At 66.5% G+C, this 25,639-nt stretch carries 20 protein-coding genes; 11 read left to right on the top strand and 9 right to left on the bottom strand.

Translation table 11 applies throughout. The features are described 5' to 3' along the window. Positions 1-46: 46 nt before the first annotated feature. The gene (locus AC5RT8_RS05220; RefSeq protein WP_494094650.1) at positions 47-340 is read right to left on the bottom strand and encodes a DUF503 domain-containing protein; all 294 of its coding nucleotides are present in this window, start codon (positions 338-340) and stop codon (positions 47-49) included. 79 nt (positions 341-419) lie between these two features. Here AC5RT8_RS05220 and AC5RT8_RS05215 point away from each other — a divergent pair, with 79 nt between their 5' ends. The 6 genes from AC5RT8_RS05215 (at position 420) to AC5RT8_RS05190 (ending at position 6,607) form a co-directional block, all read left to right on the top strand. Further along, positions 420-908 carry a DUF2243 domain-containing protein gene (locus tag AC5RT8_RS05215; RefSeq protein ID WP_494094649.1) on the top strand — a complete coding sequence of 163 codons (489 nt, stop codon included), beginning with the start codon at positions 420-422 and terminating at the stop codon, positions 906-908. Continuing rightward, positions 901-1,683 carry a cytochrome c oxidase assembly protein gene (locus AC5RT8_RS05210; protein ID WP_494094648.1) on the top strand — a complete coding sequence of 261 codons (783 nt, stop codon included), beginning with the start codon at positions 901-903 and terminating at the stop codon, positions 1,681-1,683. Before AC5RT8_RS05215 ends, AC5RT8_RS05210 begins: the two co-directional genes overlap by 8 nt. Positions 1,684-1,739: 56 nt before the next feature. Continuing rightward, positions 1,740-3,410, top strand: coding sequence for a RecQ family ATP-dependent DNA helicase (locus AC5RT8_RS05205; RefSeq protein WP_494094647.1), 1,671 nt, complete (start codon positions 1,740-1,742; stop codon positions 3,408-3,410). A 65-nt stretch (positions 3,411-3,475) separates the two neighbouring features. After that, positions 3,476-4,687: a type III polyketide synthase gene (locus AC5RT8_RS05200; RefSeq protein ID WP_494094646.1), complete on the top strand. Its 1,212-nt coding sequence runs from the start codon at positions 3,476-3,478 to the stop codon at positions 4,685-4,687. Then, on the top strand, positions 4,687-5,415 hold the full coding sequence (locus AC5RT8_RS05195) for a class I SAM-dependent methyltransferase (protein ID WP_494094645.1): 729 nt from the start codon (positions 4,687-4,689) through the stop codon (positions 5,413-5,415). The genes AC5RT8_RS05200 and AC5RT8_RS05195 overlap by 1 nt, the downstream gene beginning before the upstream one ends. Next, positions 5,405-6,607: an FAD-dependent oxidoreductase gene (locus tag AC5RT8_RS05190; RefSeq protein WP_494094644.1), complete on the top strand. Its 1,203-nt coding sequence runs from the start codon at positions 5,405-5,407 to the stop codon at positions 6,605-6,607. Before AC5RT8_RS05195 ends, AC5RT8_RS05190 begins: the two co-directional genes overlap by 11 nt. Positions 6,608-6,613: 6 nt before the next feature. Here the strand turns inward: AC5RT8_RS05190 and AC5RT8_RS05185 are convergent, their stop codons facing one another. From AC5RT8_RS05185 to speB, 4 genes are all read right to left on the bottom strand, one after another. After that, positions 6,614-8,272 (bottom strand): MDR family MFS transporter, encoded by a 1,659-nt coding sequence (locus tag AC5RT8_RS05185; RefSeq protein ID WP_494095177.1) that lies wholly within the window; start codon positions 8,270-8,272, stop codon positions 6,614-6,616. A 41-nt stretch (positions 8,273-8,313) separates the two neighbouring features. Further along, complete coding sequence (locus AC5RT8_RS05180; RefSeq protein ID WP_494094643.1) at positions 8,314-8,820, bottom strand: MarR family winged helix-turn-helix transcriptional regulator; 507 nt, start codon at positions 8,818-8,820, stop codon at positions 8,314-8,316. Between the two features lie 110 nt (positions 8,821-8,930). Beyond that, positions 8,931-10,601 (bottom strand): thiamine pyrophosphate-binding protein, encoded by a 1,671-nt coding sequence (locus AC5RT8_RS05175; RefSeq protein ID WP_494094642.1) that lies wholly within the window; start codon positions 10,599-10,601, stop codon positions 8,931-8,933. Next, positions 10,591-11,565, bottom strand: a complete 975-nt coding sequence (speB, locus tag AC5RT8_RS05170) for an agmatinase (RefSeq protein WP_494094641.1) — start codon at positions 11,563-11,565, stop codon at positions 10,591-10,593. The genes AC5RT8_RS05175 and speB overlap by 11 nt, the downstream gene beginning before the upstream one ends. Positions 11,566-11,688: 123 nt before the next feature. On the opposite strand from speB, the gene AC5RT8_RS05165 reads away from it, so the two are divergent. Beyond that, complete coding sequence (locus tag AC5RT8_RS05165) at positions 11,689-13,386, top strand: FAD-dependent monooxygenase (protein WP_494094640.1); 1,698 nt, start codon at positions 11,689-11,691, stop codon at positions 13,384-13,386. Between the two features lie 11 nt (positions 13,387-13,397). Here AC5RT8_RS05165 and AC5RT8_RS05160 read toward each other — a convergent pair whose 3' ends face one another. Further along, a complete protein-coding gene (locus AC5RT8_RS05160) occupies positions 13,398-13,973 on the bottom strand; it encodes a helix-turn-helix domain-containing protein (protein ID WP_494094639.1) in 576 nt (191 codons plus the stop codon). A 141-nt stretch (positions 13,974-14,114) separates the two neighbouring features. Between AC5RT8_RS05160 and AC5RT8_RS05155 the strand changes: the two genes are divergently transcribed. Then, positions 14,115-15,647: a sodium:solute symporter family protein gene (locus AC5RT8_RS05155; protein ID WP_494094638.1), complete on the top strand. Its 1,533-nt coding sequence runs from the start codon at positions 14,115-14,117 to the stop codon at positions 15,645-15,647. A 6-nt stretch (positions 15,648-15,653) separates the two neighbouring features. Here AC5RT8_RS05155 and AC5RT8_RS05150 read toward each other — a convergent pair whose 3' ends face one another. After that, positions 15,654-16,820, bottom strand: a complete 1,167-nt coding sequence (locus tag AC5RT8_RS05150; RefSeq protein WP_494094637.1) for an AI-2E family transporter — start codon at positions 16,818-16,820, stop codon at positions 15,654-15,656. Between the two features lie 16 nt (positions 16,821-16,836). Continuing rightward, positions 16,837-18,630 carry a long-chain-fatty-acid--CoA ligase gene (locus AC5RT8_RS05145; protein WP_494094636.1) on the bottom strand — a complete coding sequence of 598 codons (1,794 nt, stop codon included), beginning with the start codon at positions 18,628-18,630 and terminating at the stop codon, positions 16,837-16,839. Between the two features lie 317 nt (positions 18,631-18,947). Here AC5RT8_RS05145 and AC5RT8_RS05140 point away from each other — a divergent pair, with 317 nt between their 5' ends. The 3 genes from AC5RT8_RS05140 (at position 18,948) to AC5RT8_RS05130 (ending at position 24,108) form a co-directional block, all read left to right on the top strand. Beyond that, complete coding sequence (locus AC5RT8_RS05140) at positions 18,948-20,072, top strand: VIT1/CCC1 transporter family protein (protein ID WP_494094635.1); 1,125 nt, start codon at positions 18,948-18,950, stop codon at positions 20,070-20,072. Between the two features lie 302 nt (positions 20,073-20,374). Further along, positions 20,375-22,282, top strand: coding sequence for a BCCT family transporter (locus AC5RT8_RS05135; RefSeq protein ID WP_494094634.1), 1,908 nt, complete (start codon positions 20,375-20,377; stop codon positions 22,280-22,282). Between the two features lie 263 nt (positions 22,283-22,545). Continuing rightward, a complete protein-coding gene (locus AC5RT8_RS05130) occupies positions 22,546-24,108 on the top strand; it encodes an alpha/beta hydrolase (RefSeq protein WP_494094633.1) in 1,563 nt (520 codons plus the stop codon). Between the two features lie 62 nt (positions 24,109-24,170). Here AC5RT8_RS05130 and AC5RT8_RS05125 read toward each other — a convergent pair whose 3' ends face one another. Further along, positions 24,171-25,580: a sugar porter family MFS transporter gene (locus AC5RT8_RS05125; protein ID WP_494094632.1), complete on the bottom strand. Its 1,410-nt coding sequence runs from the start codon at positions 25,578-25,580 to the stop codon at positions 24,171-24,173. Between the last annotated feature and the right edge of the window lie 59 nt (positions 25,581-25,639).

Here is a 25,639-nt window from a genome sequence, read left to right as displayed (position 1 = left end):
TTGTTCCCCATTTGATCCGCGGATGGGCGGATGCCGGGCGTTGCGCTTAGTCCTCCTCGGTGAACAGTTGACGCCGGGCGCTCAGCAGCTCCACTTCCGGCCGGCCAGCCACCAGCCGTTCCGCGGCATCGAGTACCTCCACCACATGGGAGCGGTCGGCAGCCACAAGGCCGACGCCGATGCCGGATCGGCGGTGCAGGTCCAGGGCTCCGACTTCGGCGGCGGAAACGTCGAACTTGCGCCGCAGCTCGGCCAGGATCGGCCGGACCACCGATCGCTTCGCCTTGAGGGAATGTACGTCCCCCAGCAACAGGTCCAGTTCAAGTGCCCCTATCCACATGGTTCCCATCCTCACCCGGGGCAGCCGTGCATGTCACGCAGCCCTGCAGCGTCGGCCGGACCGGTGTTATGTTCGAAGCATGAGCTCTGACCGCCGCACGCGCAGGTCCCCGCGCCTGCGCAACCTCGTTTCCGGCGCACTGTTCGGTATGGGACTGGCTGCCTTCGTCGACGAAGTGGTGTTCCATCAGCTGCTCCAGTGGCACCATTTCTATGACCGTTCCACCACCTCCGTCGGATTGTTTTCCGACGGGCTGTTCCACGCCTTCGGCTGGTTTGCGGTGGTGGCCGGCCTCTTCCTCTTCGCCGACCTGCGTCGGTGGCACGAGACCCTCCTGCAGCGCTGGATCGGCGGGGTACTGCTGGGCACGGGAGTGTTCCAGCTGTACGACGGAACGGTGCAGCACAAACTGCTGGGACTGCACCAGATCCGCTACGACGTGGACCTATTGGCGTACGACACCGTGTGGAACGCGGTTGCAGTACTGCTGATCATTGCCGGGGCGTGGCTGACCTACCGCACCAGGGCGGCGGTGCCGCGGGAATCGGCGGTTTCGGCCGATGCATAGCCACGGGGCCGGGGGCGGCGGTGCGGAATCGCTGTTCTTCATTCCGGCCGTGGCGGCCCTGGTGGCCTATTGGGCGGGAGCAGTGTCGCCGAGGTCCGGACGGTGGCCCTGGTACCGCACAGCGTTCTTCACCCTGGGCGTGGCCGCCGTCCTGGTGACGGTCCTGAACCCGCTGGCCTCGAGAGCCCACGAGGATTTCGCCGTCCTCAGCCTGTCCCACCTCCTGGCCGGGATGCTCTCCCCTCTGCTGCTCGTGCTTTCCCGTCCGTTCACTTTGGCGCTGCGCACGCTGGATGTCTTTCCTGCCCGCCGGCTCTCCCGGGTGCTGCGCAGCCGACTGGCCCGTTTCTTCTCCTTTCCGGTCACCGCGGCGGTGCTGAACACCGGGGGGATGATCCTCATGTTCCGTACCGGGCTGCTGCAGGCCATGCAGGAATCCATGCCGGTGCACTGGCTGGTGACCTTCCATCTGCTGGCGGCCGGCTACCTGTTCACGGCTTCCATCATTGGGCGGGACCCCTCCCCGCACCGGGCCGGCTACCGGCTCCGAGCGGTAGTCCTGGTGCTGTCCATCGCCGCGCACAATATCCTGGCCAAAACCATCTATGCCGATCCCCCTCCCGGCCTCTCCGCGGCCGCGGCCGAACAAGGCGCGTTGGTGATGTATTACGGCGGCGGTGTCCTCGAGCTGGTGCTGATCGTGCTCCTGTGCCGCCAATGGTACCTATCCGCCCGGCCGCGCGGCCGACTCGCGCCGACCGCCCGCCATCAGTAGGCTTACTAAGTTGGTTGCCGGCACCGCCGGCCCGGGTTCGCTGAAGGAACACTTATATGAACGTCACGCGTGAAACACTGTCCCGAACCGCATCGGAGGTCTTCGGCTGGGACACAGCACGCGAAGGCCAACTGGAGGCCATGACGGCCCTGGCCTCCGGCCGGGATGTGTTGTGCGTTATGCCCACGGGGCACGGAAAGTCCGCCGTCTACCAGGTGCCGGCGTTCGCCATGCCCGGCGTCGCCGTCGTCATTTCTCCGCTGATTGCCCTCCAGCGCGACCAGGCGGAGGCAATCAATGCCGCCGCCGGGTCCACCCGTGCCTATGTCCTGAACTCGGGAGAGTCCCAAAGCTCCATCGATGCCGCGTGGGCCGCCGCCGAGGACCGCGACGAGGACCGGCGGGCGAAGTTCCTGTTCCTGGCGCCCGAGCAGCTGGCCCGCGAAGACGTGGCCGGCCGGTTGAAGGCCCTGGACGTGTCCGTGGTGGTCATCGACGAGGCGCACTGCGTCTCCGCATGGGGCCACGATTTCCGGCCGGACTACCTGCAGCTGGGTCCCTTCATCGATTCCCTGGGCCGGCCGGTGGTCGCCCTGACGGCCACCGCCGCTCCCCCGGTCCGGACCGAAATCGCCGAAATCCTGCGGTTGAAGAACCCCTTCCTCATCGCCCAGGGCTTTGACCGTCCCAACCTGCACCTCGCCGTGCAGATGCACGTGGATGCCGAAGACAAGCGCCGTGCTGTCGTGGACAGCGTGCCGGAACTCACCGGCCCCGGCCTGGTGTACGTCGCCACCCGGAAAGAGACCGAGCAGTACGCCGAGGACTTGGAGAAGGCCGGCCTGCGCGCGGCGCCCTATCACTCGGGCCGTCCCGCGGGGGAGCGCAAGGAAGTCCACCGGCAGTTCCTCGATGACGAACTGGATGTGGTGGTGGCCACCACGGCCTTCGGCATGGGCATCGACAAGCCCAACGTCCGGTTCGTGGTGCATGCCGGCATCCCGGATTCCATTGACAGCTACTACCAGGAGATCGGCCGCGGCGGCCGGGACGGCGACCCGGCGGCCGCCGTGCTGCATTACCGGCCCGAAGACCTGGGCCTGCGCCGCTTCTTCGCCAGCAAGCGTCCGGCCGATCCAGACCTGCGCCAGCTGCTCGCGGCGCTGCGGGCCGAACGAGGCACCGTAACGCAGGCACAGCTGGGCAAAAAACTGGGCCTGAGCTCCCGGAAGCTGTCCGGGCTGTTGAACCTGCTGACCGAGGCCGGAGCCGTCAACGCCACGAAGAAGGGCTACCGGGCCCGCAAGATGTCCCCCGACAACGCTGTGGCTGCGGCCGTGGAGTATGCCGAGCGGCGCGAAAACATCGACCAGTCCCGGGTGGACATGGCACGCCAGTATGCCGAAACCTCAGGCTGCCGGCGCCAGTTCCTGCTGGGGTACTTCGGCGAGGAGCTGCCCGACCCGTGCGGAAACTGTGACAACTGCGAAAAAGCCGCCGCCGCGGCAGACATCCCGTTGGAGGACCTTGCGGAGTTGACCCCCGACGAGGCGCCGGACATGCCGTTCGCGCTGCAGTCCGCCGTCGTCCACGCGGAATGGGGTCCCGGCGTCGTGATGAGCTACGAGGAAGGCACCGTGACCGTATTGTTCGAAACCGAGGGGTACAAGACCCTGTCGGTGGACCTCGTGCTGGAAAAAGAACTCCTCAAGCCGCGAAACCAGTAGCCCGGGCCAACCGTTCAGTAACCCCAACCATTGTGCAGAGCATCACGATCACTTAACAATGGACTATGACGGTTACCCTCAGGTCCCTGGAAACTGCACTCCCGCCCACTGTCCTGGTGCAGTCCGAAGTGCGCGACACGTTCGCCGCCCAGCCAGGCCTGACCCGGCTGGGCGAGCGGCTGGTGCGCACCTGCTTCGATTCTGCAGCCATCGACACCCGCCGCACGGCGCTGGCCGAACTCTCGCTCACCGACACTTCGGAGCATCCCCGCTTCTACGATGCCCGCAGCGGCCTGCTGCTGCGGCCCAGCACCAAAACCCGAAATGACATCTTCGCGGTGGAGGCCACGAAACTCTTCATCGAAGCAGCGTCCAAAGCGCTGGATTCCTGTGCCGGGATTGGCCCGGCGGATATCACCCACGTCATCACCGTGTCCTGCACCGGTTTCTTCAACCCCGGCCCGGACTATAAGGTCACCCGCGCACTGGGCCTGAATGCCTCCGTGCAGCGCTACCACCTGGGTTTTATGGGATGCTACGGAGCTTTCCCGGCCATGCGTGCCGCCAAATCCTTCTGCGAGTCCGACCCCGGGGCCGTAGTGCTGGTGGTCAGCGCGGAACTCTGCTCCCTGCATGTGCGTACCTCCAATGACCCGGACGCCATCATGGGATCCTCCCTGTTCGCCGACGGTGCCGCCGCCGCCGTCATCACCGCCCGCCAGGACCTGCCGGACTCCGGACCGGCCATTGCGCTGGACCACTTCGAGACCATCCTGACGCCGGTCGGCGAGGAGGCCATGGCCTGGAACATCGGGGACGAAGGCTTCGAGATGGTGCTGGGCACCTATGTTCCGCACATTATCGACGACCACATTGTCGGGGCACTGCAACCCCTGCTGGCCCACGACGAATCGGTGGGGCTCCGCCCCTACCGGGAGATAGAACACTGGGCCATCCACCCCGGCGGACGCAGCATCCTGGACAAAGTCGAGGCGAAACTCGAACTCAGCGAACAACAGCTGATGCCGGCCAGGGAAACACTGCGCACCGTGGGGAACATGAGCAGCGCCACCGTCCTGTTCGTCCTGAAGCGCATCCTGGACCAGCCCTTCACCGGAGGCAACGAGCGGATCTGCTCCATGGCCTTCGGCCCCGGGCTCACCGTTGAGACCGGGCTGTTCACCCGGGTGGGCGGCCCGGTGCAGCCGATCGCGGCCGTGCCGGCGGAACAAGCCGGGGAGGCGGGGTCGGCGGAGGAAGTCCCCGCCTCCGTGTGATGGCTGTTTTCCCCCCGCTGGCCACCCGCGCGGTGGACGCGGTGGAGGAAATGGACCGGCCCGACGCCGACCGGCAACGCCTGGACCGCACCTACACCCAGTTCGGGCTGATCAATGCGGTGGTTTCCGGGTGGCGGCGCAATTACATCCGCTACCTTCGGCCCCTCTTCGCCGAAAGCGGCGGCGGCACCCTGCTGGACATCGGTTCCGGCGGAGGGGATGTTCCCCGCAGCATCGCCCGCTGGGCGCGCCGCGACGGGTTCGCCGTGGAAATCACGGCCATCGACCCCGATCCGCGGGCGCACGCCTTCGCCTCCGCCAGGCCGGCGCAGCCGGGACTGTCCTTCCGCCGGGCCTACAGCAACGAACTGGTCGCGGAGGGCCGGTCCTACGACGTCGTTATTTCCAACCACATGCTGCACCATCTGGCACCGGCGGAGCTGCAGGCGCTGCTGGCTGACTCGGAGCGGCTGGGACGAAGGCTCTGCCTGCACAGCGATATAGAACGCAGCCGCTGGGCCTATGCCCTGTTCTCGCTCGGCACCCTGCCGTTTTTCCCCGGATCCTTCATCCGGGCAGACGGGCTGACCTCCATCCGGCGCAGTTTCACCGCAGCGGAACTCGCCGAAGTGACGCCCCCGGGATGGCAAAGCCTGCAGCAGCGGCCGTGGCAGAACCTCCTGGTGTCGCCGCCGCGCTCTCCGGCAGCGGAGCGCCGTGCGGAGTGAGCTGCCGTCCGCCGATGCTGCCCCCGGCGCCGCTGTCCACGCAGGTCTTCCCCGCAGTTCTGCCGACGTGGTGGTGGTGGGCGGCGGTCCTGTCGGCATGTACCTGGCCGTCCTGCTGCTGCAGGAAGGGGTGTCCGTCCAGGTCCTGGAACAGCGCCCGAACCGCAGCAGGCACTCCCGGGCGATAGGAGTCCACCCGCCGGCATTGGAGTCCCTGGCGCGGGCAGGTATTGCCGGACCCATGACCCGGGAGGGTATCCGGATCGCCTCCGGGGAAGCCCGCAGCTCCGGACGGATGGTTGCCCGGCTGGACTTCGCCGCCGCTTCGGCACGCTATCCCTTTGTCCTCACCCTGCCGCAGGTGCGGACCGAGCAGCTGCTGGAGGAACGCCTGTGTGCCCTCGATCCCCGGGCACTGGTCCGTGAAGCACGGGTGGACTCCGTTGACGACACCGGCAGCGCGGTCCGGGTGCACGGTACCGGGGGCGGCGGGCCGTTCACGGTGGAAGCATCACTCCTGGTGGCGGCCGACGGCGCCCGGTCCGCGATCCGGTCCGCGCTGGGAACCCGCTGGGCCGCCCGCGAGTTGCCGGATACCTACCTCATGGGTGATTACCCCGACGGCACCGGCGACGGGACACTCGCTGTGCTCTACCTCGAACCGGAGGGCATAGTGGAGTCCTTTCCCCTGCCGGGGGGCCTGCGCCGCTGGGTGGTCCATACGGACGCGTTGGACCGCGATCCCTCCGCTGCCGGGCTTGCGGAGCTGGTGCGGCGCCGGACCGGGCATCGGCTGGACGCCGGGAGAAATTCCATGCTGAGTGCTTTCGGCGTCCGGATCGGCGCCGCGCGCCGGCTGGTGCACGGACGCACGGTCCTGGTCGGGGACGCCGCCCACCAGATCAGTCCGATCGGGGGCCAGGGGATGAATCTTGGCTGGCTGGACGCCGCTGCCCTGGCTCCGGTCATTGCCGCCTCGCTGCACGGCGACCCCGTGGGACGGGCACTGCAGGACTACGAACGACGGCGGCGCCGCAGCGCCGCCGTCGCCTCGGCCCAGGCCCGGATCAACATGGTGCTGGGCCGTCCGCTGCCTGCGGGAATGATGGCCCTGCGCAACGCCGGGCTGGAACGGATGTTCCAGGTCCCGGCGCTGGGCGGGGCCGTTGCACGGCGTTTCACCATGCAGTAGGAGTGATTACGGGGCTGTGCTGCCCGCCTGGTCCGTGGCACCGGTCCGGGGCGCCGGATCCGGGGCCGTTGTGGACGCCGGCGCGGGCGGCACCGTGGACATGGCACCGGTGTGCAGCATCTCCGCGCCGCCTGCCAGGCCCGGCTCCACGGGGTTGGAGGACGTCGGCTTGATGTCCAGGGTCCGGCGCAGCGCCTTCTCCTTGATGAACAGCACGGCAACCAGGGCGATGACGGCAACCGCCGCGGCGATCTTGAAGATGTCCGCCGTACCCTCCGCGTAGGCGATCCGGAAGAACATCTGGACCTGCTCGGGCAGTTCCCCGATGTCCAGTGTCGCCGTGGTGCTTCCGCCGCTGGACGGCATGCCCGCCCCCGCCAGTTCTTCGCTGACCCGCCGGCTGACCGAGCTGGAGAGCACGGCGCCCAGCACGGAGACGCCGACGGCACCGCCGACGGTGCGGAAGAAGGCCACGGAGGCACTCGCAGAGCCAATGTCGGTGACCTTGACCGTGTTCTGCACGGCCAGCACCAGGTTCTGCATCAGCAGGCCCATGCCCACACCGAGGATGAAGATGAACAGGCTGACCAGGATCATTTCCGTTTCATGGTCGATGAAGCCGGCCAGCGCCGTGCCTCCAATCACCAGGATGGTGCCGATGACCAGGTAGCGCTTCCACTTGCCGTACCGGGTGATCAGCTGTCCGGATCCCACGGAGCCCAGCAGGTTGCCGGCAATCATGGGGAGCATCAGCAGGCCGGCTTCGGTGGGGCTGAAGCCACGGGCGAGCTGGAAGTACTGGCCCAGGAACGTGGTGGAGCCGAACATCGCAATGCCCACGGCCACGGAGGCCACGATGGCCAGGGCGGTGGTCCGCTCGCTGATGATCTTCAGCGGAATGATCGGTTCGGCAACCTTGGCCTCGACCAGGACCAGCAGGGCCAGCAGGACCGCCGAGCCGGCGAGCATTGCCGCCGTCTCCCAGGACCACCAGTCGTAGTAGTCGGGCTTGCCGGCGAAGGAGACCCAGATCAGGAGCAGCGAGACACCTGCGGTGAGCAGGATCGAACCGAGCCAGTCAATCCGTGCGGGGCGGCGGATGTGTTCCAGGCGCAGGGTTACCTGCAGCAGGACCAGCGCGACGACGGCCAGCGGCACGCAGAGGAAGAACGTCCAGCGCCAGCCCAGCGGGCTGTCCACGATGAAGCCGCCCAGCAGCGGGCCGCCGGCGGTGGCTACGGCCATGACCGCACCCATGTAGCCGGAATACCTTCCGCGTTCACGCGGGGGAATGATCGAACCGATGATGGCCTGGGCCAGAGCGGTCAGGCCACCCATGCCCAGGCCCTGGACCACGCGTGCGGTGAGCAGCAGCGGCATGGACTCGGAGAAACCGGCGATGACCGATCCGGCAACGAAGATGACGATGCTCAGCTGCACCAGCAGCTTCTTGTTGAACATGTCCGCGAGCTTGCCCCAGATGGGTGTGCTCACCGCGTTGGCGAGCAGGGCGGCAGTGACCACCCACGCGAAGTCCGTCTGCGTTCCGTGCAGCTCGGCCATGATCGTAGGCAGTGCGTTGGCCACGATGGTGGTGCTCAGCATGGCCGTGAACAGCGCGGCGAGCAGCCCGGTCAGGGCCTGCAGGATCTGTCGGTGGCTCATCTCACCGGGGACGTGTTTCTCCCGGACGGTCTTGGTATCGGTCACTGAGGTGTTTGCTCCTGGGAATCGGTGGATGTCTGCGTAGGTCCGGGAAGTCCGGGGGCGCGGCGGATGGTGGTGAAAAGGGAGTCGGCAAGCGTTCCCAATGTGGAGGAGGCCAGGCGCGCCTGGTCCTCGGACCAGTCGGCAAGGGCCTCCTGCAGCAGGAGCGCACGGCCCTGCATGGCCTCGCCCAGGACAGACTCCCCCAGCTCGGTCAGGCTGATGAGGTAGGCGCGGCGGTCCTGGGGGTGCTGGCGGCGGCGAACGTAGCCGAGCTCTTCCAGTTCGGCGACGTGGCGGCTGAGTCCGGCCGGGCCGATGCCGAGCTTGGCGGCGAGTTCGGTGGCCCTCAGCTCGCCGTCTTCGCCGACCATCCTCATGACGCCCTGCAGCGCCACGCCGGGTCCGCCGGTATCGGCACTGTGCTGGGTCACGCACCGCAACGTCCGTTGCAGGGCGAAGATTTTCCGGATCAGGTCATCCGCAGTGTCCTGCTGCATGGGCATGGATGGGTCTCCGGAGGTTAAGCATTGATAGTTGACCTAGGCAACTATACAGCGAAAATTGCCTAGGTCAACTAACTAAGTGGGCTTCCCGCTCCCGCAGGGCCCGGGTGCTATGCCAGATGGGTCGGGGCGAACAGTCCTATCCGGGCCTCGACCACCACCACGTTGGGGCCTTCCGCAGCGAAGGACTCCTCCAACGCAGTGCGGATATCGGCCGGAGCGCAGCGGCGTGCGGGCACGCCGAAGGATTCCGCAAGCTTCACGAAATCCGGGCGGGCGAGTTCCGTGGCAGTGGCTGCCCCGAAGGCGTCCTCCATGTATTCGCGCAGGATGCCGTAGCCCCCGTCGTCGACAATCAGCCAGGTGACCGGAAGGTCATGCTGCCGGGCGGTTGCCAGCTCGGCAATGGAGTACATGGCCGAACCGTCTCCTGACACGGCAAGCACCCGTTTCCCTAGCCCCACGGCCCCGCCGATCGCCCCGGGGAAGCCGTACCCCAGTCCGCCGGCACCCTGGGCCGAATGGAACTGCCCCGACTTCGCATCCCAGCAGCTCCAGGCCCAGTAGGCGGAGATGGTCATATCCCAGTAGGTCTGCATGTCGTCCGGGACGGCGGCGCGGATGTCCGCCATGAATGTGCGTTCCATCTCCAGGCCCTGCGCGTCCAGCCGTGCGGACACCCGGGCCAGGGCGCCGGATACCAGCTCCTCGGCGGTTTGGCCGTGCCAGTCGGGACGGCATTCGGCGTCCGGGAGGGCGGCGTCGAGGGCGTCCAGCGCCTGGCGGGCGTCGGCGCGGATCCCCAGCCCGGGGCGGTTGGACTCCAGCACCCGCGGCTCCGCGTCGATCTGGATGATCCGGCCGCGGGGTTCCATGGTGAAGTAATTGGACGTCACTTCCCCCAATGAAGAGCCGATGACCACCAGGACGTCGGCATCCTCCAGCACCTCCGTCATATACCGGTCCTCCATCCAGGACTGCAGGGACAGCGGATGCTCCCAGGGAAAGGCGCCGTTGCCGCCGGGAGTGCAGATGACGGGGGCATGGAGCTTCTCCGCGATGGACAGCAGCGGCGCCTCGGCACCACTGCGCCGCACGCCGCCTCCGGCAATGATCGCCGGCCGCCGGGCCTCCGCCAGCCAGCGCACCGCTTCCTTCACCAGTTCGCTGCGCGGCGGGTTGTCGAACGGCTCGGCCAGCGCGTCCTCCACGGCGGGAACCATCACCGGATTGAGCAGCACGTTCTGCGGGACCTCGATCCAGACCGGTCCTGCCGGAGAGGAAATGGCTTCGGTCCAGGCATCCTGGATCGCGGAGGGTATGCCGGAGGCATGCTGGATCAGCCGCTGGCTCTTGGTGACATTGGCCGCCGAGGCCTTCTGGTCATCGAGCTGGTGCAGCATCCCCCGGCGCCGTGCGCCGAGGCCGTCAAGGGGAATCTGGCTGGCCACCACTATCATCGGCACGCCGGTGGCATAGGCCTCCTGCAGCCCGGCCAGGGACGTCAGGGCACCGGGACCGGTGGAGAGGAACAACACCCCGACCTGCCCGGTCGCCCGGGAAAAACCGTCGGCGGCAAAGGCCGAGTTGTTTTCCACCCGGGAGGAGATGAATTCCAGCCGCGAGCGCGAGAGTGCATCGAAGAGGCCCAGGGCGTGCTGGCCGGGGATGCCGAACACCTTGCTGGCACCGAGGGCCTCCAGGGTTTCCACCACCAGGTCTCCCCCGTTCCGGACCGTCCCGGAGACGGCCGGCCCCGGGGCAGCGGAGTCAGTGCCCATCCGGCAGTCCCATCAGGGTGATGAGGTCGTATGCCACGTGCGAGGCGGCCACGGCGGTGATGTCGGCATGGTCGTAGGCCGGGGCGACTTCGACGACGTCGGCCCCCACCAGGTTGAGCCCCCGCAGTCCGCGCAGGATCTCCAGCAGTTCCCGGCTGGTGATGCCGCCTGCTTCGGGGGTGCCGGTGCCCGGTGCATGGGCCGGGTCCAGGACATCGATATCCACGGAGACGTACAGCGGCCGGCTGCCGATCCGGTCGCGCAGCTTCGCCACCACTTCATCCACACCCTGCCGGTAGACATCGGAGGAGGTCAGGATGCCGAAGCCGAAGCGGCGGTCATCTTCGAGGTCCTTCTTGCCGTACAGCGGGCCGCGGGTTCCGACGTGGGAAATGGCTTCGGTGTCCAGGATGCCTTCCTCGACCGCGCGGCGGAACGGGGTGCCGTGCGTGTATTCGGCGCCGAAGTAGGTATCCCAGGTGTCCAGGTGGGCGTCGAAGTGCAGCATGGCGACCGGGGACCCGGCACGCTCGGCCGCGGCGCGCAGCAGCGGCAGGGCGATCGTGTGGTCCCCGCCCAGGGTCAGCAGCTTGGTGCCGCGTTCCGTCAGGTCCAGGGCGTTCTGCTGGACGGTTTCGATGGCCTCGTTGATATTGAAGGGGTTGACCGCCATGTCGCCGGCGTCGGCCACCTGGAGGTTCGCGAACGGTGAGGCGTCCAGTGCCGGGTGATACGGCCGCAGCAGCCGGCTGGCCTCACGCACGTGGTTGCCGCCGAACCGGGCGCCGGGCCGGTAGGACACGCCGCTGTCGAAGGGCACGCCCACGACGGCCACATCTGCCTGCTCCACTTGGTCCAGCCGCGGGAGGCGGGCAAAGGTCGCGGCCCCCGCGTAGCGCGGAACCTGGGCGGCATCCACGGGTCCGATGTGGCCGTTGGCATTTACGCGGGGAAGGTTATCCATAAGCACTGTCTCCGGTTCAGGTGGGCGCGCCGTTGAACGGCGCGAGGGTTACCTGAGGGTAACCAAAAGTTTACCGAAAAGCTAAAGTGGAACTGCCCTCATGGTCAAGACTAGGCTGAGAGCATGGCCGCCCACGATAACAGCGCAGACCCTAATTACGACGTCGATGTCCTCATTGTGGGCGCGGGCCCCACGGGCCTTGCCCTGGCTGCACAGCTGGCCGCATTCGGTGCCAGCTTCCGCATCATTGACCGGCGCCAGTCTCCCGGGACCGAATCGCGGGCCATTGCCATCCAGCCCCGCACCTTGGAAGCGCTGCGGCCCTTCGGCGTCAGCGGGGAACTGGTCGCCGCCGGACGGCCGGCCCGCGAGCTGCACCTCCACCTCCCGGAGGAAACCCTGGAAGTGGACCTGTTCGATTCCGGGTTGGAGGATTCCGCCTTCCAGCAGTTGCTCTTCCTGTCCCAGACAGAGACCGAACGCATCCTGACCCAGCACCTGCTTTCCCGCCGGGTCCGGGTTGAACGCGGCGTCGAGCTGCAGGACCTGGAACGGCTGGATCCCGAGGACCCGTTTGCCGGCATGGAAGCGAAGATCCAGCGGATGGACCGCGGCATCGAACGCATCCGTGCCCGGTACGTCGTGGGTGCAGACGGTGCCGAGAGCACGGTCCGGGCCAAGGCCGGCATGGACTGGCGCGGCGGCGCCTACCCGGACACCTTCATCCTGGCGGACCTCGAAATCGACGGCGCGGAACCCGACACGGTGCATTCCTACCCCACCGAAGACGGCTTCCTCTTCCTGTTCCCGCTCGGCGGCCCGGCCACCTGGCGCATGATCGCCATCAAGCCGCCGCACGAGCCGGCCACACGGGAAACACTCCAGGGGCTTGCCGACACCTTTACCCACGGCGCACTGCAGCTCCGGGATCCGCAGTGGATCAGCACCTTCCGTCTGTCGCACCAGATGGCAGAGTACTTCCAGCAGGGCTCCGTGTTCCTCGCGGGCGACGCAGCACACGTCCACTCCCCCGTGGCCGCCCAGGGCATGAACACCGGCATCCAGGACGCCCTGAACCTGGGGTGGAAACTTGCCCTTGGGGCCCGGGGGCTTGCCAGCGACGAACTGATTGACAGCTACCATGCCGAGCGCCGGCCCGTTGGCTCCGACGTGGTGTCGACCACTGACCGCATCTTCAAGCTGGCCACCAGCCGGAAGGGGCTTACGAAGCTCCCCCGCACCAAGCTGCTGCCCGCCTTGGCACCCAAGGCCGTGGCCTGGGACGGACTGCGCTCCCGGCTCTTCCGCTCTATGGCGCAGTTGAACATCAACTACCGCGGCAGCAGCATCGTGGACGCCGGGGCGTCCCGCCTGCCGGATATCCTTTCCCGCGGCCCGCGCCCGGGAGACCGGCTGCCGGACGCCGATGTTATCTACCAGGACCGGGAACGGCGCCTGCAGGATCTCGTGGCCCTGCCCGGCTTCTCCGTCCTCCTCAGCGGACCCGGCTGGCCGCAGGATGCCCCGCAGCAGCTCCGCTCGGCATTGCCGCAGCTCACCGGCCTGCTGAACATCCAGCAACTGACGGTCGGCAGCAACCTCATTGCCAACGCTCCCGGCATCATCAAGGACGTCAGCGGCCTGGCCTTCCACCGCTTGGGGCTGAGCTCCCGGCGGCCTGAGCTGCTGGTCATCCGCCCCGACGGCTATGTGGGCTACCGGTCCGCGGGGCGCGACATCAGCGGCGCCGTGGAGTACCTGCAGCAGCTGACGGGCGAGCCGGTGGCCGAGGCGGCAGCAGCCGGAAGCACATCAGCCTGAGACCCTAAGGCTTAGGCACCGCCCGGGCTGACGAGGGTCCAGAGCACAATGGCCTCCTCGTCGGACGGATTGTGCCACGAGTGTGGCTCCCGGCCCGGGAAGGTCACTGTGTCGCCCGTGGTGAGTTCGATCCGCTCACTGCCGAGGATCAGTTCGAAGCTGCCCTGGGCCACATGCAGCACCTCCACCTCGCAGTCCACCGAATAAAGATCGGCTTCTCCCGATCCGCCCGGTGCAATCACGGACCGCACCACCTGGACGCGGCGCTCGGTCCGCGCCGTCACCAGCCGTTCCACGATGCCTTCGCCGCCGAGGCTGATGCGCGGGGCATCCTCCCAACGCGTCACATTGGTTTCCGGTGCAGCGAACAGGTCCCCGATGGAAATGGACAGCACCTGGCACAGGGTGAGCAGCGAGGCTACCGACGGAGAGGTCAGGTCCCGCTCCACCCGGCTCAGGAAACCCTTAGTAAGCCCGGTGGCATCCGCCACCTGCTCAATGGTCAGGTGCCGGGCCTGGCGGGCAGAGCGGATCCGCACACCGATGGCCACCGGGGCGTTGGTTGGTTCTACGGGCAAGGCCTTCATGTTTACGAGCATACCGAGGGATAGCTGCGCGTAATGTGCCGGGCGGCTGGGGCTGCCGGATTGACGCAGTGACCGGACACACACTAGCTTCGGTAAACACTTGTTGCCGCGCAGGCAATTCCCGAACCCCGAGGATCGCAAATGGAATACATCAACGGGACCATCGTGGTTCTCTACCTGTTGGCCATGCTGGGTTTCGGCTGGTGGGGTAAGTCACGCACCAAAAACGTCAGCGACTATCTGGTGGCCGGCCGCCGGCTGGGCCCCCTCTTCTATACCGGCACCATGGCAGCCGTGGTCCTCGGCGGTGCCTCCACAGTGGGCGGGGTGGGGCTCGGCTATACCTACGGCATCTCGGGCATGTGGCTCGTGGTCGCCATCGGCACCGGTGTCCTGCTCCTCAGCCTGCTTTTCGCCTCCACCTTGCAGAAGCTGCGGATCTACACCGTGTCGCAGATGCTGTCCCTGCGTTACGGAACCGAATCCACCAAGGTTTCCTCGATGGTGATGCTTGCCTACACACTGATGCTCTGCGCCACCTCCACCGGTGCGTATGCCACGATTTTCGTGGTCCTCTTCGGCTTCGAACGGTGGCTGGCCATCGCCGTGGGCGGCGCCGTCGTCCTCATCTATTCCACCATCGGCGGCATGTGGTCGATCACGCTGGCCGACATGGCGCAGTTCGTCATCAAGACCATTGGCGTCTTCGCCCTGATGCTGCCCTTCACGCTCTCCGCAGCCGGAGGGTTTGACGGCATCCGGGAGCGGGCGGGAGCGGAATTCTTCAGCATCACCGGTATCGGCGCGCAAAGCATCATTACGTATTTCGTGGTTTACACGCTGGGCCTGCTGATCGGCCAGGACATCTGGCAGCGGGTCTTCACCGCACGCACGCCATTGGTCGCCCGCTGGGGCGGCACCGCGGCCGGCATCTACTGCATCCTGTACGGGGTGGCCGGCGCCCTGATCGGCATGGGTGCCAGCGTTGCCCTTTCCGCGGTGGAGTCCCAGGATGACGTGTACGCGGACGTTGCCATGAACCTGCTGCCCGTTGGCCTTGGCGGACTCGTCCTCGCCGCTGCGGTGGCCGCCATGATGTCCACCGCCTCGGGGGCGCTGATCGCCGCCGCCACCGTCGCCCGGACCGACGTTGTCCCCTTCGTCAACAGCTGGTTCCGGCGTTCCGGCAGCTCCGCCCCGGCGCAGGGCGCAGGAACAGCAGCGGATGCCCGGGAAGACGGGGAGGACATTGCGTCCAACCGCTACTGGGTGCTGGGCCTGGGGATCGTCGCGATCCTCGTGGCCATCGTGGTCCAGGACGTGGTCGCGGCCCTGACCATCGCCTACGACATCCTGGTGGGCGGGCTGCTGGTGAGCATCCTGGGCGGGCTGGTGTGGAAGCGCGGCACAGGACTGGGTGCAGGGGTCTCCATGGGGGTCGGCACCGTCGTCACGCTGGGAACCATGATCTACCTGGAGGTCCGGGCCGCCGCCCCGTACGAGGGCGTATACGCGAATGAGCCGATCTACTTCGGGCTCCTCGCCTCAGGAATCTCCTACTGGGCGGTTTCGTTGCTCTCCCGGCCCACCGCCCCCGAGGTACGGGAAGCATGGGAGAAGCGGGTAGCGGGCACCTCCCCCGCCGCACGGACGGAAGAGGTACCCACCCCCTAGGAGGGCTTACTTCTCCAAGGATTCCATTTCCGGTTGGTCCTCCGGATTCGGGATTTCCTTCGCATCCAGGTCCTCGCCGTCGTCCTCTCCGGTCCAGACCTTGATCACGGCCCAGCCCACGGCAGCGATCGGAACGGCCAGGATCGCGCCGATGATGCCGGCGAGGATGGTTCCCGCGGTCAGGGCCAGCAGGATCACCAGGGCGTGGATGCTCAGGGACTTGCCCATCACCACCGGCTGCAGGAAGTTGCCCTCGAGCTGGTTCACGGCGATGATCACGATCACCACGATCAGGGCCACGAGCGGCCCGTTGGCCACCAGGGCGATCAGGGCCGCGAAGACACCGGCCGCCGTGGCGCCGACCAGCGGGATGAACGAGCCGACAAAGACAATGACGGTCAGCGGCAGCGCGAGCGGAACCTGCAGGATGAACAGTGCTGCGCCAATGCAGACCGAATCAACCAACGCCACGATGGCGGTGCCGCGGATATAGCCGCCGAGGACCTCCATGACGCGGAAGCCGGAGAGCCGCGCCTTTTCCCGCCGGTCCCCCTCGGGGAACATGCGCAGGAAGAAGGCCCAGATGCGGTCCCCGTCCTTGAGGAAGTAGAACAGCACCACTGCCATCAGCAGGAAGCCGGTGGCAAACGAGGTGGCGGCGGAGATGCCGGCAATGGCCCCGTTGCTCACCGTGCTGCTGGTGGCAAAATCAATGACCGCGTCCCGTGCGTTGCTGAGCATGTTCTCATCCACCGGCAGCGGTCCGTTGCGGACGAAATCGTAGAGCTTGTCGAACCCGGCAACCGCCTGGTCCACCAGGTCGCTCCATTCGCTCCGGATGGCGAAGACGATGCCGGTGACCAGCCCGCCGAAAATACCGAGCAGCAGGAGGAAGGACAGGCCCGTTGCCAGCGCACTGGGCCAGCCCTTCCGGCGCAGCCAGTTCACGAACGGAGCAATCGCAGCGCCAAGGATCAACGCCAGCAACACAGGAATCACCACAAGCGTGACCTGCATCAGCCCGTAGACGGTTACCGAGACCAGAAGCAGGATCAGCAGGATCTGGGCCGAACGCTGCCCGGCATGGCCGAGGGCACCGCTCCAGTAGCGTCCGGGCCCTGCATGGTCCTGCTGGGGAGGCCGGTTAGCCCTGTTCGGGCTTGATGCGCTCATGTTCGCTTCTTCCTGGTCAGGGTTTGTTCTGGAGGTCGGTAGGGGAAATCGCGTCGACTGCACCATCCGTGGTTGTACCCGCGGATGCGTTGTGATCATTCTGCAGGCTGTCACGCACATGCCGGCGCAGGACCTTGCCGATCAGGGATTTGGGCAGCTCCTGGATCTCCACGATCCGGCGCGGGACCTTGTATGCTGCGAGTTCCTTGCGGACATAGGCCCGCAGTTCCTCGGCGTTGAACCGGGCCCCGGCTTTCCGCACCACCGCTGCCACCACGTCCTCACCGCCGCCGGAACGGAGGAGACCGACGACGGCGACGTCGTCGACCGATTCATGGCGTTTCAGCGCTGCTTCCACTTCGGACGGGGAAACGTTGAAGCCGCCGGTAATAATCAGCTCCTTGATGCGGTCCACGATGGTGACAAAACCGTCCTCGTCCACGGTGACGATGTCCCCGGTCCGGAACCAGCCGCCGTCGAGCAGTACTGCCTCGGTTTCGCGGGGCTTGTTCCAGTAGCCGGCAAAGACCTGCGGACCCTTGATCAAGAGCTCGCCCCGGCTGCCCCGGGGGACCTCGACGCTGGGATGCTCGGGATCCACCACCCGGATGTCGGTCAGCGGGAAGGGCACACCCACCGTCCCTGGTTTCCGTGACTTCGCGAACGGGTTGCCCAGCGCGATCGGAGAGGTTTCCGTCAGGCCGTAGCCTTCAATCAGCAGCCCGCCGGTGGCTTCTTCCCAGATATCGACCGTTTCCGGCGGGAGGTTCATGGCGCCGGAGATGGCCGACCGGACGCCTTGGAGGGAAATGTTCTGTTCCTTGGCTGCTTCGGCCAGACGCTGGTAAATCGGCGGCACGGCGGGAAGGAAGGTCGCCGGGGTCTTCTTCATGGCTTTGAGCGTCATGTCCACGTCAAACTTGGGGAACAGCACCACCTTGGCACCCAGGCTCATGGCCGTGGTCACGCAGAGCGTCAGCCCGTACGCATGAAACATGGGCAGCACGGCGTAGAAGGTTTCCTTGCCGGGCCTCAGCCCCGGAACCCAGGCCCGTCCCTGGGCGGCGTTGGCCACGAGGTTCGCGTGCGTGAGCATCGCGCCCTTGGGATCGGCCGTGGTTCCGCTGGTGTACTGGATGGCCGCCAGGTCCGCGGCTTCCGGGCGGGGATAGCGCTTGCGCAGCGGACGGTTGTCCAGGAGGTCCTGCCAGCGGACGAGTTTCCGCGGGTGCCGGGGCGGACGCTTTTCCGCGGACAACGCGGCGCGGGCAGCGCGCAGGGCCGGCACGGGCAGCTTCAACGCCAGCCGATTCACCAGCGGCATGGCCGGGATCAGTTCCACCGACACGATGCTGCGGACGGGAATGTCCGCCGGCAGCTTCTGGACATTCTCCACGACCTTGTCCCAGACCACCGCGACGGTGGCGCCGTGGTCCTCGAACTGGTGCCGAAGTTCACGGTCCGTGTAGAGCGGGTTGTGCTCCACGACCACGGCACCCAGCCGCAGCACTGCGTAGAACGCAACGACGTGCTGGGGCGAATTGGGCAGCACAAGCGCCACCCGGTCCCCCTTGCGGACACCGAGCTTCAGTAATCCTGCTGCTGCCCGACGGATCTGGTCTCCCAGTTCCTCATAGGACGTAGTGGCGCCAAAAAACTGCAGGGCGGTCTTTGACCGGTAGTTGCGGACCGAGCGCTCCACCACATCAACGAGGGACTCGTCCGGAAGGCTGAAGCCTTCCAGAACTCCCTCGCTGTAGTGGCGGGTCCATGGCCGGTCCGGATCCGTAAGAGGGAAGTTTTTGCTCACAATCCGACTCTAGCGCCTGCCCGACAGGGACAAGAAGTCAGGGTACTGAGGAACCGACATCAGCAGCGGGCGTATCGCGCGGTTTTCGCCCGGCCCTGCTGCCGGATTCGGCTACACTTGGACACGCGAAGGGGAGTAGCTCCGGCGACCATGGGCCATGTGGCCATTGGCACGCCGAGGCCTGTCGACATACTGGACGCCGCAGCGTCCCGGCAGTCCACCTGCCGGCACGTGCCGCGGGCGAGCGAGACCTTCGGTCAGAAGAGATGTCTGTTAACTGACCGGATCCCCTTTTTCCGGTCCCTGTCAGGAGCACCGTGAATTCCGATTCCCCGCCGGACCCTTCCTCCAGCGAACCGTCCTTGCCGTCCAATGCCGATCTGAAGCGCTGGCGCCAGTATCTGGCCGATGAACGGGCGGAGGCGGCCACCTACAGGTATCTGGCCGAACGCCGTGACGGTGAAGAGCGTGACATCCTCCTGGCACTGGCCGACGCCGAGGGACGGCATGAGGAACACTGGCGCACCTTGCTGGGCGACGACGCCGGACCCGGGGTGCGCGCTTCCTTCCGGAACCGGGTTCTCGGGCTGCTGGCCCGCCGCTTCGGTTCCGTCTTCGTGCTGGCCCTGGCCCAGCGCGCCGAAGGGCGCTCCCCCTATGCAGGCGATCCCAATGCCACCAGTGCCATGGCTGCGGATGAACAGATCCACGAAGAAGTGATCCGCGGCCTGGCAACCCGGGGGCGGACCCGGTTGTCGGGGAACTTCCGCGCGGCGGTGTTCGGCGCCAATGACGGGCTCGTCAGCAACCTGGCCCTCATCATGGGCATCGGTGCCACCGGAGTGTCCAGCACCTTCATCCTGATCAGCGGACTGGCCGGACTGCTGTCCGGCGCGCTGTCCATGGGTGCAGGAGAGTACGTGTCGGTCCGGTCCCAGCGCGAACTCCTGGACGCCTCCCGGCCCACCCAGATCACGCTTTCCGCGGCCAAGTCACTGGACATCGACGCCAACGAGCTGGTGCTGGTCTACCGTGCACGCGGCATGACCAAGGAAGCTGCCGAGCACCGGGCCGCGGAACGGATGGGCCTGTTCAGCTGCGACTGTGATCCGAGTTTCTCGCTCAACCCCGAAGAGGACGACACGCGGAACGACCACGAGTCGGTGGGGACAGGTTTGGGCGCTGCGGCGTCCAGCTTCTGCTTCTTCGCCTCCGGAGCGGTGGTTCCGGTGCTCCCGTATCTGTTCGGCCTGACCGGGATGACGGCCGTTGTCCTCTCCTGTGTGTTGGTGGGCCTGGCACTGCTGATGACCGGCGCCGTCGTCGGCCTGCTCTCCGGTGCCTCTCCCGTCAAGCGGGCGCTGCGGCAGCTGGCCATCGGCCTGGGTGCGGCCGGCGCCACCTATCTGCTGGGTATGATCTTCGGCACGACGGCACTGTAGCTACCTGCCCGGCGCCGCCCACCGGGGGCGGCGCTTTTCGGCAGCGGATGAGGATGGAACCGGCCCTGCGGCGTCCGGAGCGGAAGCCGCCCAATTTGACTTGACACGCCGCAGGCCGCGACTCTGGAAATAACACACTTGCGAATTATGTAAAGGGACGCAGAAGCTAGGCAGCGTTACTTTATAGATTCCCGTGGACGGGAAACCCGCCCCCACAGACTCCAATGATGAGTGCTGCCATTCTGCCTGCCCGAGACCTCCATGAGGGCTCGGGCCCTTTTGCGCTGACATAAGGAAGGCCTATGGCTACCACTGACGGTCCACCGCGCGACGCCGGGAGGCATGCAGCTGACCCCGTTGCCCCGGTTCCCGCTTCCATCCACTCCTCCGTGGCGACGGAGGATTCCTCCACCTCATCGCTTCCCGTTGTGGAACAGGAGCACGAGCTCGTCCAGCAGGTGATCGAGGCGCAGCGGGAGCAGGAGGAGGCACTTCGCCGCGGAATCCCCGCCCGGCTGGACAAAGTCATCTTCGCCGTCACCGGCGTCCTCGCCCTCGCCTTCATCGCGTGGGGCCTGTTCGCCACCGACAATCTCTCCTCCGTCTCGCAGACCGCCCTCGACTGGGTCATCACCAACGCCGGCTGGTTCTTCGTCCTGCTCGCGTCGTTCCTCGTCGTGTACGTGATCTGGCTTGCCGTGGGACGGTACGGCAAGATCCCCCTGGGCCAGGACGGCGAAGAACCGCAGTTCAAAACGGTGTCCTGGATCTCCATGATGTTCGCCGCCGGCATGGGCATCGGACTGATGTTCTACGGCGCGGCCGAACCCCTGTTCTACTACATCTCCCCTCCCCCGGGCACCGTGGAAGGACAGACGCCGGAGGCACTGCAGACCGCCATGGGCACTTCGCTGTTCCACTGGGGCCTGCACCCGTGGGCAATGTACGCCGTCGTCGGCATCGCCATGGCCTACGGCACCTACCGTCTGGGCCGCCGCCAGCTGATTTCCTCTGCCTTCACGTCGCTCTTCGGCGTGAAGCGGGTGGAGGGACCGCTGGGCAAGGTGTTGAACATCTTCGCCATTTTCGCCACGCTCTTCGGCACCGCAGCGTCCCTGGGGCTCGGCGCCCTGCAGATCGGCAGCGGCATGCAGTCCGTCGGTTTCCTCGGGACCGCAGGCACCACCGTCCTGGTGGCGATTGTCGCCATCCTGACCGGCTGCTTTGTCGCGTCCGCCGTTTCCGGGATTTCCCGCGGCATCCAGTGGCTGTCCAATATCAACATGGTCCTGGCCGTGGTGCTGGCCGCCGTCGTCTTTGTGGTCGGGCCGACCCTGTTCATCCTTAACGTGGTTCCGGCTGCCATCGGTGATTACGCCGCCAATCTGGCTTCCATGGCGTCCCGCACCGAGGTTTCGGGCGACGAGTCCATGCGTGCCTGGCTCTCCAGCTGGACCATCTTCTACTGGGCCTGGTGGCTGTCCTGGACCCCGTTCGTCGGGATGTTCATCGCCCGCATCAGCCGCGGACGCACCATCCGCCAGTTCGTCACCGGCGTCCTGGTGGTTCCTTTCATCGTCAGCGTGGCCTGGTTCTCCATCTTCGGCGGTGCCTCCATCGGCATCCAGCGCGACGCGGCAGCCGAAGGCACGCCGGGGCTCACCACCATGGTCGACGGCGAACCCACCATCGACTTCGACGGTTCCCTGTTCGACCTGATTGCGGCCCTGCCCATGCCGAACCTCCTGGCAACGGCAGTGGGCATCCTGGCCATGGTCCTGGTGGCCATCTTCTTCGTGACCGGGGCGGATTCGGCTTCCATCATCATGGCGTCGCTGAGCTCCAACGGTGCCGAGCATCCGTCCCGCGGCGTCATCGTCTTCTGGGGGATCCTCACCGGAGCCGTGGCTGCGGTGATGCTGCTGGCCGGCGGGGACGAACCTGCCGAAGCACTGGACGGCCTGCAGCGCATCACCATTGTCGCGGCACTGCCGTTCGCCGTGGTGATGCTGCTGATGACCATTGCCCTCGCCAAGGACCTGGCCAAGGATCCGCTCTCACTGCGCCGGCGGCTTGCCGTGTCCGTGGTGGACCGGGCCATCCAGGCAGGGGTGGAAGAACACGGTTCCTCCTTCGATCTGCACACCACCGAGCACGACGACGGCCCGGATGCCAGCGAGCCCAAGGTTCCGGCGCCGGGACACAGGTAGCCGGAAAGCAGGAAGACCCTCACCTACGAGGCAGCACCTCATCATGGAAGGCCCCCGCACGATATCCGTGCGGGGGCCTTCCAGTGTTTTGTGATGGCTGCCGTATCACCGGACACGATCAATGTGCAACAGATACCACCGAAATCCGGCTCCCCTCGGGCGAGTTTCCCCGGTGGCCTTGTAGCCACACCCTCCTCCTCATAGTCTGCGGAAAGTTACCGAACGGTAACTATCCGCACGTTCCCCACGACAATGAGGTCACTATGAGGAAACATCTGGGCATCGTGGCGGTGTCCACCGCACTGCTGCTGGGTTCATCCCTGGCCGCAGCACCCGCCGTCGCAGCACCCGCAGCTCCGGTTGCTGCACCAGCACCTGCCAGCCGCACCGACGTCGTCGTCACCAGTTTCGACGGCACCCCCATCCACACCAACTTCTTCCCTGCCACCGGGCTTGCCGCCGGGCAGCAGGCACCCACCGTGATGGTCGGCCCCGGGTTCGGGCTCCCCGGCGGACGCCTCCCCGTCACCACCACCAGCACCCTCATCGGCTCCATCGGTATCGCCCCGCTGCGGGACGCCGGCTACAACGTAGTGACCTGGGATCCGCGCGGGTTCGGGCTCAGCGGCGGTGAAGCCTACGTCAACAACCCGGCCTACGAAGGACGCGACGGCTCGGCCATCATTGACTACATCGCGGCCCAGCCCGAAGCCCAACTGGAGTCCCCCGGCGACCCCGTCCTCGGCATGGCCGGGGCATCCTACGGCGGCGGCATCCAGTTTGTCCTTGCGTCCCAGGACCAGCGGGTGGACGCCATCACGCCCACCATCGCCTGGAACAACCTGACCACCAGCCTGTACAAGGCGGGCTCATTCAAGAGCGGATGGGGCGCCCTGCTCTGCGCGGAAGGAACAGCCCTGGGCCAGCTTGGTTCCCTGGTGGGGAACCAGGGAGCCCTCGCCGCTCCCGTCCGCAAGGCCTGCACGGAAGGCCTGACCTACCCCAACCAGCTCAGCCCGGAGTCCATCGCCTACTTCGAATCCCTGACCCCGGAAAGGATGTTCACTTCCATCACGGCGCCCACCCTCATCATCCAGGGCACCGCGGACACGCTTTTCACCTTGGATGAAGCAACGCGGAACTATCGCCTGATCAGCAGCACCGGAACACCCACCAAGATGCTGCAGTTCTGCGGCGGACACGGCCTGTGCAATTCCACGGCCGGGCCGGACCGCATCACCCCGGCCGTGCTGGACTGGTTCGCCACATACCTGCGCGATGAACCGGTGGACACCGGCGCGGCGTTCCAGTTCATCGACCAGAACGGCGTGACCCGCGGGGCACCCGGCTACCCGGAGGCCACCGGCACCCTGTCCGGTACCGGAAAGGGGGCGATTGTCCTCTCCCCCGCCGCGGTCAGCGGAGCAGTCGTCGCGGCCGCCGTCGCACCGGTGGCTGTCAACGTGCCCATCGCTGCCCCTGCCGTGACGACGTCGGTCTTCGGCGCACCACAGCTGACGCTGACGTACCGCGGTTCCGCCCGCCAGGCAAACACCCACGTCTACGCCCAGATCATCGACAAATCACGTGCCTCCCTGGTGCTGGGCAACCAGGTTACGCCGGTCCCGCTGATCCTGGACGGGAAGGAACATACCCTGACCCTCCCCCTGGAAGAGGTTTCCTACACTGCCGGTCCCAACACCCGGCTGGTCCTGCAGGTCACTCCGGCGACCTCCGTCTATGCGCTGCCGAAGGCGACGGCGCTGACCAGCTTCACGGCATCGGTGGCCGTTCCCACCGTGGCCGCCTATCCGGCAATACCCTAGCGGCCGCTTAACAGACGAAGGGAGCCTGCCCGCGGCAGGCTCCCTTCGTTATGTGCGTCCGGCTATTTGGTGCCCGCAGCGCGGAGCTGCGCTTCCACCTGCTCGAGGCTCTGGCCCTTGGTTTCAGGGACAAAGCGGCGGACGAAGGCCAGCGCCAGCAGTCCCAGCACTACGAAGATAAAGAACGTCTTCGAGATGCCGATGGCGTCCATCAGGATCGGGAAGGAGAAACCGACGGCAAAGTTGGTCATCCACTGCACGAAGACCGAGAGGCCGATGCCGAGACCGCGGACCTTCAGCGGGAAGATTTCCGAGAGCATCAGCCAGGTGACTGGTGAAACCGCACCCTGCTGGAAGCCCAGGAACATCACGGTCAGGGCCAGGATGAGGTAACCGCGCACATCACCTTCGGCAACGAAGATCGACACCAGGCCGATCAGCAGCAGCGAGGAGCCGGTGCCGATCAGGCCGGTCATCAGCATGTGCCGCCGGCGGACCCGGCCCAGGAGCCAGATACCGAAGATAGCGGCGGCCACGGACACCACACCGTTGGCAATGTTGGCGGTCAGTGCCGCTTCGGTGCCGAAGCCGGCGTCCTCCAGGATCTGCGTGCCGTAATACATGATGGCGTTCACGCCGGTGATCTGCTGGACAACGGACAATCCCATACCGATGAGCAGCACCCGGAACAGCCAGGGCTCGGCGAAGTCACGCAGGGTGCCGGTTTCCGCAGAGTCCTTCTCCGCCAGTCCCCGGACTTCGGCGCTTTCAGCCTGCGCCACTTCCTCGCTGCGGATCCGGCGGAGGGCAGCGAGTGTCTCAGCGAAGCGGCCCTTGGAGGCCAGCCAGCGCGGGCTTTCCGGAACAAAGCTGACCCCGATCCACAGGGCGATGGCCGGCAGCGTGGCCACCACGAGCATCCAGCGCCAGACGCCCTGGTCCTCGCCCCAGATGTTTCCGATCACGGCGTTGGCAATGAAGGCAACCAGCTGCCCGGTGACGATCATCAGCTGGTCCCGGGTCACCATCTGCCCGCGGCGCTCCGCAGGCGCCAGTTCGGCCAGGAAGACCGGGACCAGCGCGGACGCGCCACCCACAGCCAGGCCAAGCACCACACGGGAAATCACCATCACGGCAATGCCCGGGGCCAGCGAGGTGCCCAGGGTTCCCAGCAGGAACACGACGGCGAGCCCCATGAGCACACGGCGCCGGCCGAACCGATCGGTCAGCTTGCCGGAGATAACCCCGCCGAACGCTGCGCCAAAGAGCAGGCTGGACGTGATCAGTCCTTCTGTGAAGGGGGTGAGGCCCAGGTCGTCTTCCATGTAGGGCAGCGCGCCGTTGATGACACCCGTGTCGTAGCCGAAGAGGAACCCGCCGAGGGTGACAATCCAGGACGCGCGGCGCAGGGTCCGTCTAGGCCGGGAGCCGGTGCCGGCTGCGGAGGAGCCGTTTGATACTGAGGTGGACATGTCTAACTTTCTTACCGGATCAGGACGCACAAAACCCCCGTCCGCCGGATAAATCCGCT

It is taken from the genome of Arthrobacter sp. Ms25, from assembly GCF_059090365.1.
The sequence above is the reverse complement of the archived record's forward strand: the minus strand, read 5'-3'. Positions and strand labels throughout refer to the sequence as shown.

Bases quoted from the DNA above. Each gene is read 5' to 3' on its own strand.
- AC5RT8_RS05220 (WP_494094650.1), bottom strand. From the start codon at position 340: ATGTGGATAGGGGCACTTGAACTGGACCTGTTGCTGGGGGACGTACAT.
- AC5RT8_RS05205 (WP_494094647.1), top strand. From the start codon at position 1,740: ATGAACGTCACGCGTGAAACACTGTCCCGAACCGCATCGGAGGTCTTC.
- AC5RT8_RS05135 (WP_494094634.1), top strand. From the start codon at position 20,375: ATGGCTACCACTGACGGTCCACCGCGCGACGCCGGGAGGCATGCAGCT.
- AC5RT8_RS05160 (WP_494094639.1), bottom strand. From the start codon at position 13,973: ATGAAGGCCTTGCCCGTAGAACCAACCAACGCCCCGGTGGCCATCGGT.
- AC5RT8_RS05195 (WP_494094645.1), top strand. From the start codon at position 4,687: ATGGCTGTTTTCCCCCCGCTGGCCACCCGCGCGGTGGACGCGGTGGAG.
- AC5RT8_RS05155 (WP_494094638.1), top strand. From the start codon at position 14,115: ATGGAATACATCAACGGGACCATCGTGGTTCTCTACCTGTTGGCCATG.
- AC5RT8_RS05175 (WP_494094642.1), bottom strand. From the start codon at position 10,601: ATGGGCACTGACTCCGCTGCCCCGGGGCCGGCCGTCTCCGGGACGGTC.
- AC5RT8_RS05200 (WP_494094646.1), top strand. From the start codon at position 3,476: ATGACGGTTACCCTCAGGTCCCTGGAAACTGCACTCCCGCCCACTGTC.
- AC5RT8_RS05165 (WP_494094640.1), top strand. From the start codon at position 11,689: ATGGCCGCCCACGATAACAGCGCAGACCCTAATTACGACGTCGATGTC.
- speB (WP_494094641.1), bottom strand. From the start codon at position 11,565: ATGGATAACCTTCCCCGCGTAAATGCCAACGGCCACATCGGACCCGTG.
- AC5RT8_RS05180 (WP_494094643.1), bottom strand. From the start codon at position 8,820: ATGCCCATGCAGCAGGACACTGCGGATGACCTGATCCGGAAAATCTTC.
- AC5RT8_RS05130 (WP_494094633.1), top strand. From the start codon at position 22,546: ATGAGGAAACATCTGGGCATCGTGGCGGTGTCCACCGCACTGCTGCTG.
- AC5RT8_RS05125 (WP_494094632.1), bottom strand. From the start codon at position 25,580: ATGTCCACCTCAGTATCAAACGGCTCCTCCGCAGCCGGCACCGGCTCC.
- AC5RT8_RS05215 (WP_494094649.1), top strand. From the start codon at position 420: ATGAGCTCTGACCGCCGCACGCGCAGGTCCCCGCGCCTGCGCAACCTC.
- AC5RT8_RS05185 (WP_494095177.1), bottom strand. From the start codon at position 8,272: ATGAGCCACCGACAGATCCTGCAGGCCCTGACCGGGCTGCTCGCCGCG.
- AC5RT8_RS05150 (WP_494094637.1), bottom strand. From the start codon at position 16,820: ATGAGCGCATCAAGCCCGAACAGGGCTAACCGGCCTCCCCAGCAGGAC.
- AC5RT8_RS05210 (WP_494094648.1), top strand. From the start codon at position 901: ATGCATAGCCACGGGGCCGGGGGCGGCGGTGCGGAATCGCTGTTCTTC.